The 17,713-nt window shown below is 67.7% G+C and carries 13 protein-coding genes; 2 read left to right on the top strand and 11 right to left on the bottom strand.

Going from position 1 to position 17,713, the window contains the following annotated elements:
* Window positions 1-2: 2 nt before the first annotated feature.
* The 9 genes from AC4PTB_RS03420 to AC4PTB_RS03380 form a co-directional block, all read right to left on the bottom strand.
* Window positions 3-1,856: a CHASE4 domain-containing protein gene (locus tag AC4PTB_RS03420; protein ID WP_492191699.1), complete on the bottom strand. Its 1,854-nt coding sequence runs from the start codon at window positions 1,854-1,856 to the stop codon at window positions 3-5.
* A gap of 8 nt (window positions 1,857-1,864) precedes the next feature.
* Complete coding sequence (locus AC4PTB_RS03415; RefSeq protein WP_492191698.1) at window positions 1,865-3,697, bottom strand: putative bifunctional diguanylate cyclase/phosphodiesterase; 1,833 nt, start codon at window positions 3,695-3,697, stop codon at window positions 1,865-1,867.
* Between the two features lie 138 nt (window positions 3,698-3,835).
* Window positions 3,836-5,017, bottom strand: coding sequence for an IS5 family transposase (locus AC4PTB_RS03410; protein ID WP_492190214.1), 1,182 nt, complete (start codon window positions 5,015-5,017; stop codon window positions 3,836-3,838).
* A 110-nt stretch (window positions 5,018-5,127) separates the two neighbouring features.
* Complete coding sequence (locus tag AC4PTB_RS03405) at window positions 5,128-6,246, bottom strand: ABC transporter permease (RefSeq protein ID WP_492191697.1); 1,119 nt, start codon at window positions 6,244-6,246, stop codon at window positions 5,128-5,130.
* Window positions 6,247-8,955, bottom strand: coding sequence for a ribosome-associated ATPase/putative transporter RbbA (gene rbbA / locus AC4PTB_RS03400; RefSeq protein ID WP_492191696.1), 2,709 nt, complete (start codon window positions 8,953-8,955; stop codon window positions 6,247-6,249).
* Window positions 8,956-8,959: 4 nt separating this feature from the next.
* Complete coding sequence (locus AC4PTB_RS03395; RefSeq protein WP_492191695.1) at window positions 8,960-9,964, bottom strand: HlyD family secretion protein; 1,005 nt, start codon at window positions 9,962-9,964, stop codon at window positions 8,960-8,962.
* A 143-nt stretch (window positions 9,965-10,107) separates the two neighbouring features.
* Window positions 10,108-13,233 (bottom strand): efflux RND transporter permease subunit, encoded by a 3,126-nt coding sequence (locus AC4PTB_RS03390; protein ID WP_492191694.1) that lies wholly within the window; start codon window positions 13,231-13,233, stop codon window positions 10,108-10,110.
* Between the two features lies 1 nt (window position 13,234).
* Window positions 13,235-14,338, bottom strand: coding sequence for an efflux RND transporter periplasmic adaptor subunit (locus tag AC4PTB_RS03385; protein WP_492191693.1), 1,104 nt, complete (start codon window positions 14,336-14,338; stop codon window positions 13,235-13,237).
* A 26-nt stretch (window positions 14,339-14,364) separates the two neighbouring features.
* The gene (locus AC4PTB_RS03380) at window positions 14,365-15,777 is read right to left on the bottom strand and encodes an efflux transporter outer membrane subunit (RefSeq protein ID WP_492191692.1); all 1,413 of its coding nucleotides are present in this window, start codon (window positions 15,775-15,777) and stop codon (window positions 14,365-14,367) included.
* A gap of 103 nt (window positions 15,778-15,880) precedes the next feature.
* On the opposite strand from AC4PTB_RS03380, the gene AC4PTB_RS03375 reads away from it, so the two are divergent.
* Window positions 15,881-16,525 (top strand): TetR family transcriptional regulator, encoded by a 645-nt coding sequence (locus tag AC4PTB_RS03375; protein ID WP_492191691.1) that lies wholly within the window; start codon window positions 15,881-15,883, stop codon window positions 16,523-16,525.
* Window positions 16,522-16,968 (top strand): YaiI/YqxD family protein, encoded by a 447-nt coding sequence (locus tag AC4PTB_RS03370; RefSeq protein WP_492191690.1) that lies wholly within the window; start codon window positions 16,522-16,524, stop codon window positions 16,966-16,968. The genes AC4PTB_RS03375 and AC4PTB_RS03370 overlap by 4 nt, the downstream gene beginning before the upstream one ends.
* Before the next feature lie 3 nt (window positions 16,969-16,971).
* Here the strand turns inward: AC4PTB_RS03370 and nikR are convergent, their stop codons facing one another.
* Together nikR and AC4PTB_RS03360 are read right to left on the bottom strand one after the other, a co-directional pair.
* Window positions 16,972-17,442, bottom strand: a complete 471-nt coding sequence (gene nikR / locus AC4PTB_RS03365) for a nickel-responsive transcriptional regulator NikR (RefSeq protein ID WP_492191689.1) — start codon at window positions 17,440-17,442, stop codon at window positions 16,972-16,974.
* 78 nt (window positions 17,443-17,520) lie between these two features.
* Entirely contained in the window at window positions 17,521-17,697 is a 177-nt protein-coding gene (locus AC4PTB_RS03360) for a hypothetical protein (RefSeq protein ID WP_492191688.1), read from the bottom strand.
* Between the last annotated feature and the right edge of the window lie 16 nt (window positions 17,698-17,713).

Below are 17,713 nucleotides of genomic sequence, written 5' to 3'. Positions count from 1 at the left end.
CTTCAGCCTGCCGGGCGCAACCGCCCGGCCGAGGCCCCGGTCCGCGGCAGATCGAGACAGGCCACCGCGCCCAGTCCCCTGCCGGGGCTGCTCAGCGACAGGCTGCCCCCCAGCACCGAAAGCGTGTTGGCGCACCAATGCAGCCCCAGCCCGCCGTGCTTGTCAGTGCGGGTGGAAAAGCCGCGCTCGAACAGCCGCGCCCCGGTGGCGGCATCGAAGCCGTCGCCATCATCGGCCAGCGTGACGCGGCAGCGCTGGCCGTCTTCGGAAAGCGTCACGCCGATCGCGATGCGGCCCTGCCCCCGGCCACTGGCGGCGATCGCCTCGGTGGCGTTGACGACCAGATTTTCCAGGATCTGCGCCAGCAGAACCCGGTTGCCGCGCACCTGCAGCCCCGGCGGACAGTCGATCGACAGGTCGATCTTCGGCCCCTCGATGAAGCGTGCCGCCGTTGCGGCGCGGCCCAGCGCCCGGGTCAGATCGCAGGCCTCGTCGCGGGGCACCCGGGCGGGATCGCACGGCGCCCGCATCGCTTCGAGCGCCTCGGTCAGGCAGCGCCCCGCCTCCTGCAGCAGCGCCCGCGCCTCGGCCCCGCGCTGGTCCCGCTCGGCGTCAAGCGCCTCGAGATAGGCGACAAGGCGTCGGCGGCGGTCCGGGGCGGTCTGCGGATCGGCCAGTTCCTGCCGCGCCCGGCCCGCCTCGGGCGGCAGGTCCGGCAGCAGATGGCGGTTCAGATCGGCAAGGATCACCCGCACCGGGCTGAGACTGTTGCGCAGATTGTGCAAAAGCCCGGTCGCATTCTGCGCGCGGCCCAGCGCGAAGGATTGCTCGGCATGGGACAGCCGCAGGGCCTCGAGTTCCGCCGCCATCGCGTTGAAATCCCTATGCAGGGCACCGATTTCATCGGCCCGCGGCGGGCCTTCGAACGGCACCAGCTCGCCCGCCTGCCGGATCTGCACCACATGCTGCCGAAAGGCGAGGATCGGCGCCAGAACCCGCGTCGACAGCCGCCGCCCGAGCAGCGCCATCAGCGCCGCCAGCAGGCCCAGCAGCGCCACCACGGTCAGATCGCGCAGCCGCTCGCCCGCCGCCAGCACCAGCCGCGGCAGCTGAAAGCGCAGCATCGCCACCGGCGGCCCCGCGCCCATCGCCACCGGCACCGCGACCTCCACAAGATCGCCCGCGCCGACCACCACCGGCTCGGTCGAAACCTCCGAAAAGTCGAACCGCACCGGAACCTGCAGGGTTTGCGACAGGCTTGCCGCCTCGATCGGACGCAGGAAGATCAGAACCCCCTCGGGCGTGCCCGACCCGTCGCTGCGCCGCACCTGGGCGCTGGCAACGGCGAAAAGGCGCCCGCCCTGCTGCCAATACCCCGCAAAGGCGGTCTTGCCATCGCGAGAGGGCTGCAGCGCCATGCTGTCGATATCGGTCAGAACGGCAGCGGCCAGATCGGGGTCGGGCGCCGCGGTCCCGGGATCGAAACAAAAGGCGCGTTGCGCCGAGCGATCCAGCCGCAGGAAGGCGGCACAGGAGATTTCGGCATTGACGAAAGAAAGCGCGTTGATGTTGCGGTCTTCATAGGCGCGATCGAAAGCGCGCAGATAGAAGAAGGTCTCGTCCCAAAGCCCCCAGTCGAGCACCTGTGCCTCGTTGGCGACAAGATCGGCCCGGAGCGCCGCCCGGGCGCGGTCGACATCGCGGCCGATCTCGACGCTTTCCAGCGCGCCGAAGCTGCTCTGGATCATCATGCCGAGCACCGCCGCAAACAGCGCCGCAGCGCAGATGCCGATGGCCGTCAGCTCGACGATCAGGGCGGCGCGCAGGCTTTTGGCGGGCGGGGCGGGCAGGCGCATCCGCCATCTCACCCGGCGGCGCTGCGGCCCGGCTCTGCCCCGGAGGCGGAGAGAACCCGCTCCACCGCCTGACCCTGGCCGAACAGGAAACCCTGCAGATGGGTGCAGCCAAGCTGGCGCAGCACGTCGCGCTGGCTGATCCGTTCCACCCCTTCGGCAACGATTTCAAGGCCCAGACCGGCGGCCAGATGCGACAGCGCGGTGACGATCGCGGCCGAGGGGCGGTCGCGGTCCATTCCCGCGATGAAACTGCGGTCGATCTTGATCGCATCGACGGCCAGATCCTGCAGGCTGGCGATGCTGGAGGCGCCGGTGCCGAAATCGTCGATCGCCACCCGGAAGCCCTGGGCGCGCAGCTCGCCGACGATCTTGCGGCTTTGCCGGGCATGGGCGCGCAGCGTGGTTTCGGTGACCTCGATCTGGATCAGCGCGGAGGAAACACCGTTCTGCCGCGCCTCGGCCGCCAGCCGGGTCACGAAATCCTGGCGCTGGAACTGCCGCGGCGAGAAATTGATCGCGGTGACCTTTCCAGGCCAGCTGCGGGCATCGCGCAGCGCCCGTTCCATCACCCAGTCGCCCAGAAGCAGCGTCACCGGGCTTTCCTCGGCGATCGGCATGAAGACACCGGGCGGCACGGTGCCGTAATCACGGCTGTTCCAGCGCAACAGCGCCTCGTAGCCCACCACCTCCAGCGTGTCCGAGGCGACGATGGGCTGGTAATGGATCGACAGCTCGTCGCTGGCAAGCGCGTAGAACAGCCCCGCCTCGATGCGCTGGCGGAACTGCTGGCTGGCGTCGAGCTGCTTGTCGAAGACCCGCACCGTCTGGCCGCCGTCCTGTTTCGCCGCAAACAGCGCCAGATCGGCAAAGCGCATCAGATCGGCGGCGTCGCAATCGGGATGGCAGGAGCCATCGACCAGCCCGCAGGAGGCGCCGATGAACACCGAATTGCCGAAAACCGAGAAATCCCCCGAACAGGTTTCCAGAAGTGCCTGACAGGTGGCCACCGCCGTCTCCCGGTCCATCCCGGTCAGCAACACGCCGAACTCGTCCCCCCCCAGACGCGCCACCATCGCCCCCTTGGGGGCGCGGGCGCAAAAGGCGGCACAGGCCATGCGGATGACCTCGTCGCCGGCATCATGACCGAACGTGTCGTTCACATGCTTGAAATTGTCGAGATCGAGGAAGGCGACGAAAAGATCCGTCGCCCCGGCTTCAAGCCGTTCGATCAGCCGGTTCTGGAACGCCATCCGGTTCGCCGCGCCGGTCAGGAAATCATGGCTGGCGATGTGCTGGGCGCGGGCCTCGCTGGCGGCCAGTTCGGCGATCTTGGCGCGCAGGACCATCAGCTGGCGGGTGTCATTGTCCCATCTTTCGCTGAGCGCCCGGGCCATCTGCCGCACCTCGTCGGGCTCGAAGGGCTTGCAGATGTAAAAGATCCTGTCGGCCGGACCGGCCACGGCGGTGATGTCGGTCACCGAATGGTCCGACCAGGCCGAGACGATGACGATCTGCAGATCGGGATCGATCGCGCGCAACCGGCGCGCGGTTTCCTTGCCGTCGATCCCCGGCGGCATCCGCACATCGACGAAAGCGACCTTGAAGGGCGTGCCCTCCTGCAACGCCCGCGCCGCCAGTTCGACCCCTTCCAGCCCCTGCGCGGCAAAGCTGACCTCGAAAGCCGGGGCCTCGCGGGACGGCGGCGGCGGCAGCGCGGCACCGAACAGATCCGCGGCCAGCGCATCGGCGCGCGACACGGGACGGGCGATCACGGGGCCGGAAAACAGCAGCCGATAGGCGTCGCGAACGGCGGCTTCGTCATCAATGACGAGAATGGACATGCGGCCCTCCCGGAGATTTGCGCCGAGCCTAGCCGCAAGTCGTTAACAGGCCGCTGAAATAGTCGGCAGACGAGAAGGACTTCCCGTTTTCGTACGAGTTCTGGGCTTGAGCGCCCGCCGGTCCACTGCTCTTCGTCCTCAGGCGGCGAGCAGCCTGGGCAGTCTTGCCAGATTGTTGGCGGCCATCGTCAGGATGAACCGCGACTGCACCCGTTCGATGCCGCGATACATCGTCTGCGCCATCCCTCCGACCGTCTTGGCCCAGCCGAAAGCCTCTTCGATCCGCTTTCGATGCTTGAGGGAAAGGGCGTAGCCGTCGTGGCGGGTGGTGCGGCGGTCGATGGCGGAATGTCGGGCCTTTTGCGCGACATGGGGCGTGACGCAGGCCCTGCGCAGATCTCGGATGAATTCGGCGGCGTCATAACCTTTGTCGGCGCCCAGCGTCAGGCGCCGGGTTGACCCCGGCGAATGTCGGTGGATCATGTCGAGCGCGGCTTGCCGTTCGGCGTGGCCATCGGCGCGGGTCAGCTCGCCCTGCACGATCAGGCCGGAGCGGTTCTCCATCAGCGCATGGCCGATGAAGCACAGCATCGCGCCGGTGCCGGGGGATTTCTTGTAAAGCCGCGCCTCGGGATCGGTGGTCGAGGCATGCGTCGCATTCGAGCGTTTCTCGCCCCGGAAGTCGACCTCGGCATTGCGGTTCTGGCGGCGGCTGCGGGGCATCGGATCGGGCTTTGCTTCGGTCGCGTCGGGGGCGGGGCTTGGCGGCGGCGGCGCGCCGGGATCCTCGTCACCCGGATCATCATCGGGATCCTCGGCCTCGGGCGGCGGCGCCTTCGGCTGAAAGCTTTTCATCGACGCCCAAGCCTTCACCAGCGTGCCATCGACCGAGAAATGCTCGTCCGACAGGAGCGGCGCCACCTCGCGATGCGCCAGGATCGCGGCCATTATCTTGCGCGACATCTCGGTATTCATCAGCCGGTCGCGGTTCTTCGTGAAAACCGTCGGCACCCAAACCTGATCGTCGATCCCCAGCCCGACGAACCAGCGAAACAACAGGTTGTAATCCATCTGCTCCATCAGCTGGCGCTCGGAGCGGATCGAAAACAGGATCTGCAGAAGGCTCGCCCGGATCAGCCGTTCCGGCGCGATCGAGGGGCGGCCGAAGCGGATGTAAAGCCCTTCGAAATCAGCATCGAGGCTGGCCAGCGCATCATTGACCACCTGCCGGATCTTGCGCAGCGGATGCCTGGCCGGGATGCGATCCTCGAGGTCGACATAGCTGAAAAGCGACCCGCTCGTCTCGTCCGTGCCCCGCATCGTGATCCCCCTTCGCTATGGGAAGGGGTGAATCATGTTCTGCATCCGCGGTCGAGGCCGACTATTTCAGCGGCCTGTTAAGGATCGGTGTGCCCGGTCAAGGACGACGCTCAGCCCGCCAGAACCTTGCGAAACCGCGCCAGAACGATCGTCACCGCGACCGCCGCCATGCCCGCCATCACCGCCATTTCCGGCCAGACGAGCGAAAGCCCCGCGCCGCGATAAAGCACCGCCTGGGCGAAGATGACGAAATGCGTCGCGGGGGAGATCGTGCGCATCGTGCCCTGCAGCCAGTCCGGCATCGATTCCAGCGGCGTCATCCCCCCCGACAAAAGGATCATCAGCACGATCACCGGAATGACCAGAAGCCCGAATTGCCCCATCGTCCGGGTGAACGACGCCAGCAGCAGACCCAGGCTGGCCACCGCCACCACATAGATCGCCGCGCCGCTGGCATAAAGCCAAAGCGACCCCGCCACCGGCACGCCCATCGCCCCCTCGACCACCACGACCAGACTGAACAGCGAGGCCAGAAGGATCACCGCCCCCGAGGCGAGGATCTTCGCCGCGACGATCTCATGCGGGCGGACGGGCATCACCAGCACATGTTCGATCGTGCCATGTTCGCGCTCGCGGATCATCGAGGCCCCGGACAGGATCAGCATCAGGATGGTGACATTGTTCATCAGCTGCATCACCGCGCTGAACCAGCTGGAGGTCAGGTTCGGGTTGAAGGCGTTGCGAAACACCACCCGGACCGGATCGGCGCTGGCGGCGCCGGGCGTCAGCGCGGCGGAAAGCTCCTGTGTCAGCGTCTGGCGCAGGAAACTGGCGCCATTGCCCGCCTGCGCCACCGCCGTCGCATCGACAAGGATCTGCAGCGTCGCCGCGCGGCCCGCACGCAGGTCACGTTCGAAATCGGGCGGGATCGTCAGCACCAGGATCGCCTCGCCCGCGCGTTGGGCGGCGGCGGCCTCGGCGGCGGTCATCGGCACCGGCTCGGCGAAAAGCGGCGGGCGGATCGCATCGGTCAGCCGGGCGGACAGCGGGCTGCGGTCTTCATCCACGATGGCGGTGGCCAGATGATCGACCTCGGTGCTGGCGGCGTCCGACACCAGCCAGACCGCCAGGGTGAAGACATAGGCGATCAGCACCAGCATCACCCGGTCGCCCCGGATCGCCCGCAGTTCCTTGCCGGTCAGCCAAAGGATGTTGCGAAGGCTGCGCATTCACCGCTCCTGCTTGGGAAGGGAAAGGATCGCCAGCGCCAGATAGACCGCCGCGAAAAGGCCAAGGACGGATGCGGCGGCAAGCGCCTCGGGCCAGCCGAAGCCCTTGAGGAAGGCGCCCACCGAGACCGGCTGGAACCAGGCGCCGGGGAAGGCCAGACCGAAGATCCGTCCGCCCTCGCCCAGCGAGGAGACCGGCACGATCAGCCCGGAAAAGTTCACCGTGGGGATGATCGACACGACCGCGGTGGCAAAGACCGCCGCCACCTGCGTCCGGGTGAAGGCCGAGATCAGCTGGCCGAAACCCGTGGTCGCGGTGACATAAGCCAGCGCCGCAAAGCCCAGCGCGGGCAGGCTGCCCGAAAGCGGCACGCCAAAGACCGTCACCCCAAGCGTCACCAGCACCCAGAAACTGACCCAGGCCAGCACCAGATAGGGCAGCTGCTTGCCGACCAGAAACTCGATCCGGCTGACAGGGGTGGATTGGAAATTCGCGATCGTGCCGGTTTCCTTTTCCCGCACGACGCTGACCGCCGCCATCACCGCAGGCACCAGCATCAGGATCAGCATCAGCACCGAGGGCACCATGGCATTGGCGCTTTCAAACGCCTGATTGAAGAGATAGCGGGTTTCGAAGCCGACCTTGCTCGTCTGTCCGATCCCCTCCTCGGCGGCGATCTTGTCGCTGAAATCCTGCAATACGCCAAGGGCATAGCCCTGCGCGGTCTGGGCGCGGAACGGCATCGCCCCGTCAAAGGTCAGGCCGATTTCGGGCACCGCGCCGCGGTGCAGATCGCGCCCGAAGCCCTCGGGGATATCCAGCGCGAGCGTCACGCCCCCCAGCCCCATCCGGCCCTGCAGCTCGTCCGGGCTGGCAAAGGGCGGGGCTTCGGCAAATTGCGGGATCGCGGTGAAGCCCTCGGTCAGGCGGCGGCTTTCGGTGCTTTGATCCTGATCCATCACCGCGAAAGACAGCCGGTCGACGTCGAAGGAAATCCCGAACCCCATCGCCAGCATCAGGATCACCGGGCCCAGAAGCGCGAAGAAGAGCCGGATCGGATCGCGGGCCAGTTCCAGCGTCTCGCGCCAGGAATAGGCGTAGGCCCGGGTGAGGGCCGCAAGCCCCCTGCCCTTCGGCGCCGCGACGGGGGCGGGCATCCGGGCCTCGGGCGGGGCATCGTCGCCGTCCCCCTCGGCCTCCAGCACGGCGATGAAGGCGGCCTCCAGCGTGTCGGCGCCATGGCGGGCGACGATCTCGGCGGGGGTGCCCACCTCCAGCACCCGGCCCGCATGCATGAGCGAGATCCGGTCGCAGCGCGCCGCCTCGTTCATGAAATGGGTCGAGATGAAGATGGTGACGCCCTTTTCGCGCGAGAGCCGCATCAGCACCGTCCAGAACCCGTCGCGCGCCACCGGATCGACGCCCGAGGTGGGCTCGTCGAGGATCAGGATCGGCGGTTCATGGATCATGGCGACGGCCAGTTGCAGCCGCTGCCGGATGCCCAGCGGCAGGCTTTCGGGCATCGCCCCGGCGACCTCGGCCAGATCAAATTCGGCCATCACCTCGGCCACCCGGGCCTCGCGCCGCTCGGGGGCGACGCCGTAAAGCCGCGCATGCAGGATCAGGTTTTGCCGCACTGTCAGCTCGCCATAAAGCGAGAAGGCCTGCGACATGTAGCCGATGCCCAGCCGCGCCGTCATGTCAGAGCGGCCAAGTTCCCGGCCGAAGAGCTTCGTCGTGCCCTCGGTCGGGTCCAGAAGCCCGGTCAGCATCTTCATCGTCGTGGTCTTGCCGCAGCCGTTCGAGCCGAGAAAGCCGAAAATCTCGCCCTCGGGGATCGAAAAGCCGACGTGATCGACCGCGGTGAAGCCGCCGAAGCGTTTCACCAGCCCCTCGGCCTCGATGGCGGTGCGGCCCTGATTTTCAGGGCGCGGCAGCACCGGCACCGGGGCATGACGGGCGCGGATCTCGGCGGGCAGAAGCGCGACGAAAGCCCCTTCCAGACTTTGCGCCCCGGTGCGGGCCAGCAGATCGGCGGGTGTGCCGGTGGCGATGACCCGGCCCGCCTCCATCGCGGCGATCCAGTCGAAGCGGTCGGCCTCTTCCATGTAAGCCGTTGCGGTCAGTACGCTCATGCCGGGCCGGGTGGCACGGACGCGGGCGATCAGCTCCCAGAACTGCCGCCGCGACAAGGGATCGACGCCGGTCGTGGGCTCGTCAAGGATCAAAAGGTCCGGGTCATGGATCAGCGCGGCGCAAAGACCCAGCTTCTGCTTCATCCCGCCCGAAAGCTTGCCCGCCGGACGGTCGGGAAAGGGCGCAAGGCCGGTGGCGTCCAGAAGCATCGCGATGCGCTCGGCCCGTTCGGCCGCGCCCTGACCGAAAAGCCGCCCGAAGAACTGCAGGTTCTCGGTCACGCTCAGCGTCGGATACAGGTTCCGCCCCAGGCCTTGCGGCATATAGGCGATGCGCGGTGCGACGGCGGCGCGATGGGCGCGGCTCTCCATCGACCCGCCCAGGCTTTCGACAAGGCCGGTCTGGCCGCGCCGCACCCCGGCCACCAGCGCCATCAGCGTCGATTTGCCGACGCCATCGGGGCCGATCAGCCCGGCCATCACGCCGGCGGGAATATCCAGCGTCACCGCGTCAAGCGCGGTCACCGCGCCATAGCGATGGGAAACGCCGCTCAGCCGGGCAACGGGCTGCATCGGCCTACTCGGGCAGCTTCACCGCCAGATCGGCGGGCCAGGGCGTGTCGGGGGTCGCGCGCACGAAGCCGATGCCGCGCACGCCGACCTTGACGCTGTCGGCAAAGCGCAACAGCAGATCGCGCGGGATCGCCAGCTTGACGCGGAACACAAGATCGGCGCGCTCGGTGCTGGTTTCGACCGATTTCGGGGTGAATTGCGCTTGGGGCGCGACAAAACTCACCCGCGCGGGCACCACATATTGCGGCACCGGGTCCAGAACCAGCCGCGCCTCGTCATTCAGCGCCAAAGTCCCCACGACCGAAGCAGGCAGATAAAGCACCATGTAGACATCGGTCAGATCGAGCAGCGTCACCACGGGCGTGCCCGCCGCGATCACCTCGCCCGGCTCGTGCAGCCGATACAGCACCCGGCCGCGGATCGGCGCGCGGATCACCAGATCCTCGAGCGCGATCTTCGCCTGTTCGCGGCTGGCTTCCGCGGCCGCGATCAGCGCGGTGGCGTTTTGCACCTGCGCCCGCGCCGAGGCCAGCGAGGCCGTCGCCGCCGTTGCCGCATTCGACGCATCATCAAGCTGCGCCTGCGCGGCATGGCCCTCGGCGGTCAGCTTCGTGACCCGGGCGCGGTTCGTCAGCGCCACGTCCAGCGCGCTTTGCGCCTGCATCACCGCCGCTTCGGCGCCCGCCTTGGCCGCCTCGGCCTGCAGCACCGAGGCCTCGGCCGCCAGCAGTTTCGCCTGGGCATCGCGGTCGTCAATCCGCGCCAACACCGCCCCCGCCTCGACCATCTGCCCCTCTGACGCGGTGACCTCGATCAGCCGCCCGGCATATTTCCCGGCCACATCGACGCTTTGCGTCTCCAGCCGCCCGTTCGAGGCGGTGACGCCGGTCTGCTCCCCCGCCCCCTCGATCCGCGACAAAAGCCCGGCAAAGGGCGATTGCGCCTGCACCGGCAGGCCAAGCGCCAGCACGGTCGCAAGAGAAACGGCAGTGACACTGCGCAAGGACATCAGAGCCTCCGTGGCAATCCCGGGTCTGAACCGGCCCGGGTCTGAACTGGATGGTTCACCCAACAGGCGCCCGCGTCAAGCCGCGATGGCATCGCAAGCGCGTGAAACAGGCGGGCGGGACGTTTCCGCCCCGCCCCGGTCTTTCAGGCCCTCTGCGCCCGGTTGCGGCGGGTAAAGGCCGCGTTCGTCAGCCGGAAGAACAGCGGCACGAAGAAGATCGCCAGCACCGTGCCCGTCAGCGTGCCGAAGAACGTGGTGTAACCGATCGCCTCGCGCGCGCCCGCCCCGGCGCCGGTCGAGAGGATCAGCGGCACGACGCCGAGCGTGAACGCCAGCGAGGTCATCAGGATCGGACGGAAGCGCAGCCGGGCGGCCTCGACCGCGGCGGTCAGCGCATCTTCGCCAAGGCTGCGCATCCGCTCGCGGGCGAATTCCACGATCATGATGCCGTTCTTGCCGGTCAGACCGACAACGGTCAGCAGACCGACCTGGAAATAGACCCCGTTCGCCTGACCGCCCAGCCACGAGCCGATCAGCGCCCCGATGATGCCGACAGGCATCGCCAGGATCACCGCCACCGGGATCACCCAGCTTTCGTAAAGCGCCGCAAGGCACAGGAAGACCGCGGCGAGCGAGAGCGCATAAAGCGCCATCGCGCCGTTGCCCGCCTCCTTCTCCTCCAGCGACAGGCCCGACCATTGCAGCGCGAAGCCGGGCGGCAATTGCTTGGCCAACGTCTCCATTTCCGTCATCGCCGCGCCCGAGGACAGGCCCGGCACCGGCGAGCCCTGAATCTCCATCGCCGGCAGCGCGTCGTAACGGACGATCTGTTGCGGCCCGTAGACCCATTTCTCGGTGGCAAAGGTCGAGAGCGAGACGAAATCGCCATGCGCATTCGGCACCCGCCAGAGCGCGAAATCGGCGGGGGTGGAGCGCGCCCAGGGCTCGCCCTGCACATAGACGCGCTTCACCCGGCCTTCGTGCAGGAAGTCGTTCACATAGGCCGAGGACCAGATCGTGGTCAGGAAACTGCCCACATCCGCCGCGGTCAGCCCCACCGCCCCCGCCTTGGCCCAGTCGATATCGAGACGGAACTGCGCCGCATCCTCGACCCCGTTCGGGCGCACCGCCATCAGCTTCGGGCTTTGCTTCGCCATGCCCAGAAGCTGGTTGCGGGCGGCCAGAAGCTCTTCATGCGTCTGACCAGACCGGGCCTGCAGGAAAGCGGTGAAGCCGTTCGAGTTGCCCAGTTCCAAGACCGGCGGCGGCACGATCGGAATCACGATCGCCTCCTTGATGCCGCCCATCAGCGGCCCGAAAGCCCGGCCCGCAATCGCCTGCGCCCCGTTTTGCGGCCCCGGCCGGTCCTTCCAGTCCTTCAGCTTGATGAACATCATCGCCATGTTCTGGCCCTGACCGGCGAAAGAGAAGCCGACGACCGAAAACAGCGCGTCGATATTCTCCGCCTCGGCCTTGCGCCAATAGCCCTCGACCTGCTCGACGACCTTTTTCGTCTGGGCCGCGGTGGTGCCCGAGGGGGTCTGAATGAGCGTCATCAACACGCCCTGATCCTCGTCGGGCAGGAAGGCGGTGGGGGTGCGCAGATAAAGCGCCCCCATCGCCGCCACCAGACAGGCATAGACGATCAGCCCCTTGAGCGGATTGGCGACGACCCAGCGAGTCAAGCCGCCATAGCCATTCGTCAGCCGCCCGAAGCGGGTCTCGAAATGGCCGCCGAACCAGTTCGCGAAACCGCCCTTGGCTTCGGAATGGGGTTTCAGGATCGTGGCGCAAAGCGCGGGGGTGAAGACCAGCGCCACCAGCACCGAAAGCACCATGGCCGAAACGATGGTGACCGAGAACTGTTTGTAGATCTCGCCCGTCGAGCCGCCAAAGAAGGCCATCGGCACGAAGACGGCAGACAGCACCAGCGCGATGCCGACCAGCGCGCCGGAGATTTCCCCCATCGATTTCCGCGTCGCCTCGCGCGGGGAAAGGTGCTCCTCGGCCATGATCCGCTCGACGTTCTCGACGACGACGATGGCGTCATCGACCAGAAGCCCGATGGCGAGAACCATGGCCAGCATGGTCAAGGTGTTGATCGAGAAGCCGAAGGCCGCCATGACGCCAAAGGTGCCCAGAAGCACCACCGGCACCGCAAGCGTCGGGATCAGCGTCGCGCGCAGATTGTGCAGGAAGACCAGCATGACCAGCACGACCAGCACGATCGCCTCGAACAGGGTCTTGATCACCTCCTCGATCGACAGCGTGACAAAGGGCGTCGTGTCATAGGGGATGACATAGTCCATCCCCGGGGGGAAATAGGGCGCCAGTTCCGCCAGCCGCTCCTTGACCAGCTTCGCCGTATCGAGCGCATTGGCCCCCGAGGCCAGCTGAATCGCCATCCCGGCCGAGGGGGTGCCGTTGTAAAATGCGTTGATGTCATAGGTTTCCGCGCCAAGCTCGACCCGGGCGACATCGCGCAGCAACACCAGCCCGCCATCGGTATCGGCGCGCAAGACGATGCGCTCGAAATCCTCAGGCGTCTTGAGCAGCGATTGCGCGGTGATCGTGGCGTTCAGCATCTGCCCCTCGGGCGCGGGCAGCGCCCCGAACGACCCGGCCGAGATCTGCGCATTCTGCCCCTTCACCGCGGCAATCACCGCAGCGGGCGCCATGTCATAGGCCTTGAGCTTGCGCGGATCGAGCCAGATCCGCATCGCATGTTCCGAGCCGAAGACCTGCACCGCACCGACGCCCTTGAGCCGCGAGAAGCTTTCGACCATCGAGGCGTTCATGTAATCGGACAGCTCGACCGAAGACCGCGACTTGTCGGGCGAGATCAGCGCCGCCACCATCAGGAAGCCGGTGGTCGATTTCTTCACCGTCACGCCCTGCCGGGTGACGGCTTCGGGCAGGCTCGCCTCGGCCTGCGCCAGCTTGTTTTGCACCTGCACCTGCGCGATGTCGGGATCGGTGCCCAAAGCGAAGGTGAGCGTGATCGTCGCCCGGCCCGTCGCGGTGGTGCTGGATTTGATGTAGCGCAGCCCGTCGAGGCCGGTCATCTGCTTTTCGATCACCTGCACCACGGTATCGGTGACGGTCTCCGCCGAAGCGCCCGGATAGGCGGCGGAAATGACGACGGCGGGCGAGGCGATCGAGGGATATTGCGACACCGGCAGGCGCAGGATCGCAAGCGCCCCCACCCCCATGATCACCAGCGCGATGACCCAGGCGAAGATCGGCCGGTCGATGAAGAAACGCGCCATGTCACTGCCCCTCGGCCGGAACGACGGTCACCGGCGCCCCGGGGCCGGTCTTCTGGAAGCCCGAGGAAATCACCTGATCGCCCTCGGACAGCCCTCCGGTCACGATCCAGTCCGAGCCGCGGGCGGTCGCCACCGTCACCGGCTTTTGCGCCACCTTGCCCTCCTCGACGACCCAGACATAGGCCCCGCCCGAAGGCTCGCGCATCACCACATTTTGCGGCAGCGCAAAGGCGCCCCGGGCCAGCGCCTGCGGCAGGTCCACCTCGACATACATCCCGGGCAGAAGGATATGATCGGGGTTCGGGAAGCTCATCCGCAAGGTCACCATGCCGGTCGTCGGCTCGACCCGCGGCTCGGCGGCTTCAAGCTTGCCCTGGATCGGATAGGCGGAGCCATCGGCCAGGATCAGCCCGGCCTCGCCAAGCGCCCGCATCGCCCGGCCCTCGACGGTCGAGGTCAGGCGCAGGATGTCGGTCGCCGATTGCGTCACGTCGACATAGACCGGGTCAAGCGCCCGGATCGTCGTCAGGGCGGTCGCCTGCTGGGCGGCCACCAGCGCGCCGGGCGTGGCCTGCGTCAGCCCGATCACCCCGGCGATGGGCGCGCGGATCGTGGTCCGGTCAAGCTCGATCGTGGCGCTTTGCAGCTTCGCCTCGGCCGCCTGCACCTCGGCATCGGCCGCCGCCCGCTTCGCCACCGCGGTATCGCGGTTCTGCGCCGAGCCCGCGCGCGTGGCGAAAAGCTCGACCGCGCGTTTTTCTTCCAGCACCGCCAGATCGCGCGAGGCTTTCGCCTGCGCCACCGCGGCTTTCGCCGCGGCCACGGCGGCCTGATAGCTGTCATCCTCGATCTTGTAGAGCGGCTGGCCCTCGGTCACGACCGAGCCCTCCTCGAACAGCCGCCCGCGCAGGATGCCCGAGACCTGCGGGCGCACCTCCGCCTCGGTCGAGGCCTTGATCCGGCCGGGCAGACGCGCGTTCAGCGTCAGATCCTGCGCATGGGCGATGACGGTGGTGACGGGGGCCGGGCCCTGCGGGCCTTGCTGCGCAACGGCGGGCAGTGGCAAGAGCAGGGCGATCAACCCCAGAGTTTTCGAAAGCGACATGGGATACCTGTGCGAAAAAAGGAAGGTCAGCGGATCCCGCCAGCGGCGGCGATGCTGAGGGTGATGAAATCGACAGCGCGCTGCCGCTCGGCCGTGGCCTGGCTCTGTTGTGCTGCCAGATAGCTGCGCTCCGCGTCAAGAACGGTCATGAAATCGCCTTCGCCCAAGGCGTAATTGGTGCGCGACAGATCCAGTGTCTCGGCGCTGGTCGCGACCAGATGCCTCTGCGCGGCAATGTTGCGGCCATCGCGGTTATAGGCGGCAAGCGCGCTTTCGACCTCGTCGATGGCGGTCAGCACGGCCTTTTCCCAGGCCAGTTTCGCCTGCACCGCCCGCGCCTCGGCGCCGCGCAGCTTCGCGCGGTTGGCACCGCCGGTGAAGATCGGCAGATCGAGCGCGGGACCGACCGCCCAGTAGCGGATCGCGCCGGAGCCGCGCAGATGCGTCGGCGAGACCGACCCCGAGAGCGTGACCGAAGGGTAGAAGGCCGCCTTGGCGACACCGATATCATAGACCGCGGCGGCATAGTTGCGCTCGGCCAGACGCACATCGGGACGGGCGCGCAGCACATCGGCGGGCACGCCGACGCTGGCCTTGAAGCGCGGCCGCGGCTGGCCTGCGCCCCGGCTCAGCTGCGGCCGCAGCACCGAGACCGGCTGCGCCGTCAGCGTGGCAAGGCGCACCAGCGCCTGATCGAAGCCGGTCTCATAGCCCGGCAATTGCGCCTCGCCCTCGGCCACCAGCTGTTCGGCCTGCAACAGCTCCAACCGCCCCGCAGCGCCGCTGTCGACCTGCGCGCGCGTCAATTCCAGACTTTTGCGACGGCTTTCCAAAGACTTGCGCGTCAGCGCGATCGAGGCCTGCTGATAGCGCAGCTCGGCATAGGCCTGGGCGATGGCGCCCTCCATCACCAGCCGCGCCACATCGGCCGAGGCATAGGCCGCATCCAGCCGCGCCGAGGCCGCCGCACGATCCGCGCGGTTCGCCCCGAACAGATCCGCCGTCCAGCCCACCGCAAGCGCGCCCGAGCGGGCCTCCGTCACGCCCGCGCCGCTGGTGTTGCCGCGCGTACCCTTCACCGTGCCCGACAGCTGCGGCAGATCGGCGGCATCCGCGCCCGAGACATTCGCCCGCGCCGCCTCGATCGCGGCGATGGCCTGCAGCACATCGAGGTTGCGCGCCTGCCCCGCCGCGATCAGCTGATCGAGCGTCGGATCGCGGAAGGCCGACCACCACGGCCCCGCGGCCGCCCGCCCCGGCGCGGCCGCCTCGAAACGGGCCGGAGCCTTGGCCGCGGGGGCCGCATAGTCGACCTGCGCGCAGCCCGCCAGCGCCGCCGTCGCCCCCAGAAGAAACCCTCGCCGCCCGATCCGCACCATGCCACGTCCTTCCCGTTCCGGCCCGACCGACCGGACCGCTTGCGGCGGGTTTACATACATGCGCGTATGTTTGTAAAGAGGCAGATGCAAGGCTTGACCGGGATCGCCCAAGGCGAAAGAAGGCGACAGGAGCGGTGGGCGGGCCCATCGGGGGGATGGCGGAATGCGGCGCAGCAAGGCGGATGCGGAACAGACGCGACGGAACATTCTCGACGCGGCGGAACGGTTGTTCTGCACGCGCGGCATCGCGCAGACGACGCTTGAGCAGATCGCCCGCGAGGCGGGCGCGACGCGGGGCGCAATCTATTGGCATTTCAAGGACAAGACCGATGTCCTGAGCGCCATTTACGAACGCTACGAAGACCCGCAGCTGTGCCGGATCGAGACCGCCGCGGCGGGCGAATTGCCCGATGATCCACTGGACGTGCTGGAACTCACCGGATCGGACTATCTGCAGACGATCGAATCCAATCCGGTGCAGCAGCGGCTGCATCTGATTCTGATCTCCGGCACACCGAACGACGGCACCGCGCACTGGCGCGAATCGAAGAATGCCGACATCTACCGGCTGCTGTTGCGGCTAATGGAACGCGCCCATGCCGAGGGTTCGCTGAACGATGCGCTGACCCCGCAGGAGGCGGCGATCGCGCAGATGGTGTTCATGAACGGGCTGATCGGCGAATGGCACCGCTCGGGTCAGGCGTTTTCGCTGCACAAGACCGGCACGAAGCTGCTGCGGCATCTGATCGGCTCGATGCGGCGCAGGCCCGAGCCCGAAACGCCCGCCCCCGAAAGGACCAAGGCATGACGATTTATGTGGATGCCGACGCCTGCCCGGTGAAGGCCGAGATCGAACGGGTAGGCACCCGGCACGGCACCCGGATGGTGGTGGTGTCGAATGGCGGCCTCCGGCCCTCGGCCCATCCGCTGATCGAGACGGTGATCGTGGCGCAAGGCCCGGACGAGGCTGACAAATGGATCGCCGAACGGGCCGGGCCGGGCGATGTCGTGGTGACCTCGGACATTCCGCTGGCGGCGAAATGCGTGGCGGCGGGGGCGCAGGTGCTGCGCCCGACCGGCGAGCCGCTGACGGCGGACAATATCGGCAATGTGCTGGCCACCCGCGATCTGATGGCCGATCTGCGCGCCGCCGATCCGTTCCTGCAGGGCCGCGGCGGCGGCTTCACCAAGGCGGACCGGACGCGGTTTCTGGACGCGCTCGAACGGGTCTTGCGCAAGATCGGCCGCTGAGGTTCAGGGCTTCCAGCGCTCCTGCACGCGCAGATGTTCATGCGTATGGGCGCGGGTGCCGTGCAGATGGAACTCGATCTCGGTCTTGACCGGGATCAGCGCGGTCTGCCCATGCAGCACGCCGCGTTGCAGGAACAGCGAATTGGCATAGGCCTGCACCGAGCCGACCGTGCCGCGCATCACCGCCACCTCGACCGCGGCGTGATGGTCAAGCGGCACCGACAGCGCGGCGATCGTGGTGTCGTGATGGCGCTGGCGGCTTTCGGGCACCGCGCGGCCCAGATCTCGCTGCGAGGGATCGAGCGCATAGGTGATCACGCCGACGCATTCGGCGGTCTCGGGGGTATCCTCGGCAAGGCCGCGGCGGACCAGATCGCGCAGCGCCTCGGACCGGTTCGAGGCCCCCGACCGCGCCATGAACCCGTCAAGCGCGGCCAGAAGATCGTCTTCGATGGTGATGGTGATGCGCTGCATGGGGCCCTCCTGCGGCAAGCCTTGCATGGCCGGGCCGCGGGCACAAGCACCCCGCCGCGTCACCGGGGACCGGGGGCGTCAGCTGTCCTGCGCGCCGTCAGCGGTCTTCGGCGGCGTCGCGGCGGGCACGGTGCTGCCGCGCGCCTGCGTTCCGGCGCGGCGGAAGGACATGCCGTTGCGATAGGCCGGCTTCGTCGCCGGCTGCGCCAGAAATTCCTTCAGATCCAGTTGCTTCTTCGGGGTGGAATAGCCCATGGTCAAACTCCTTGCG

This window comes from Rhodobacter sp. 4.3.4, assembly GCF_058724655.1.
The sequence above is the reverse complement of the archived record's forward strand: the minus strand, read 5'-3'. Positions and strand labels throughout refer to the sequence as shown.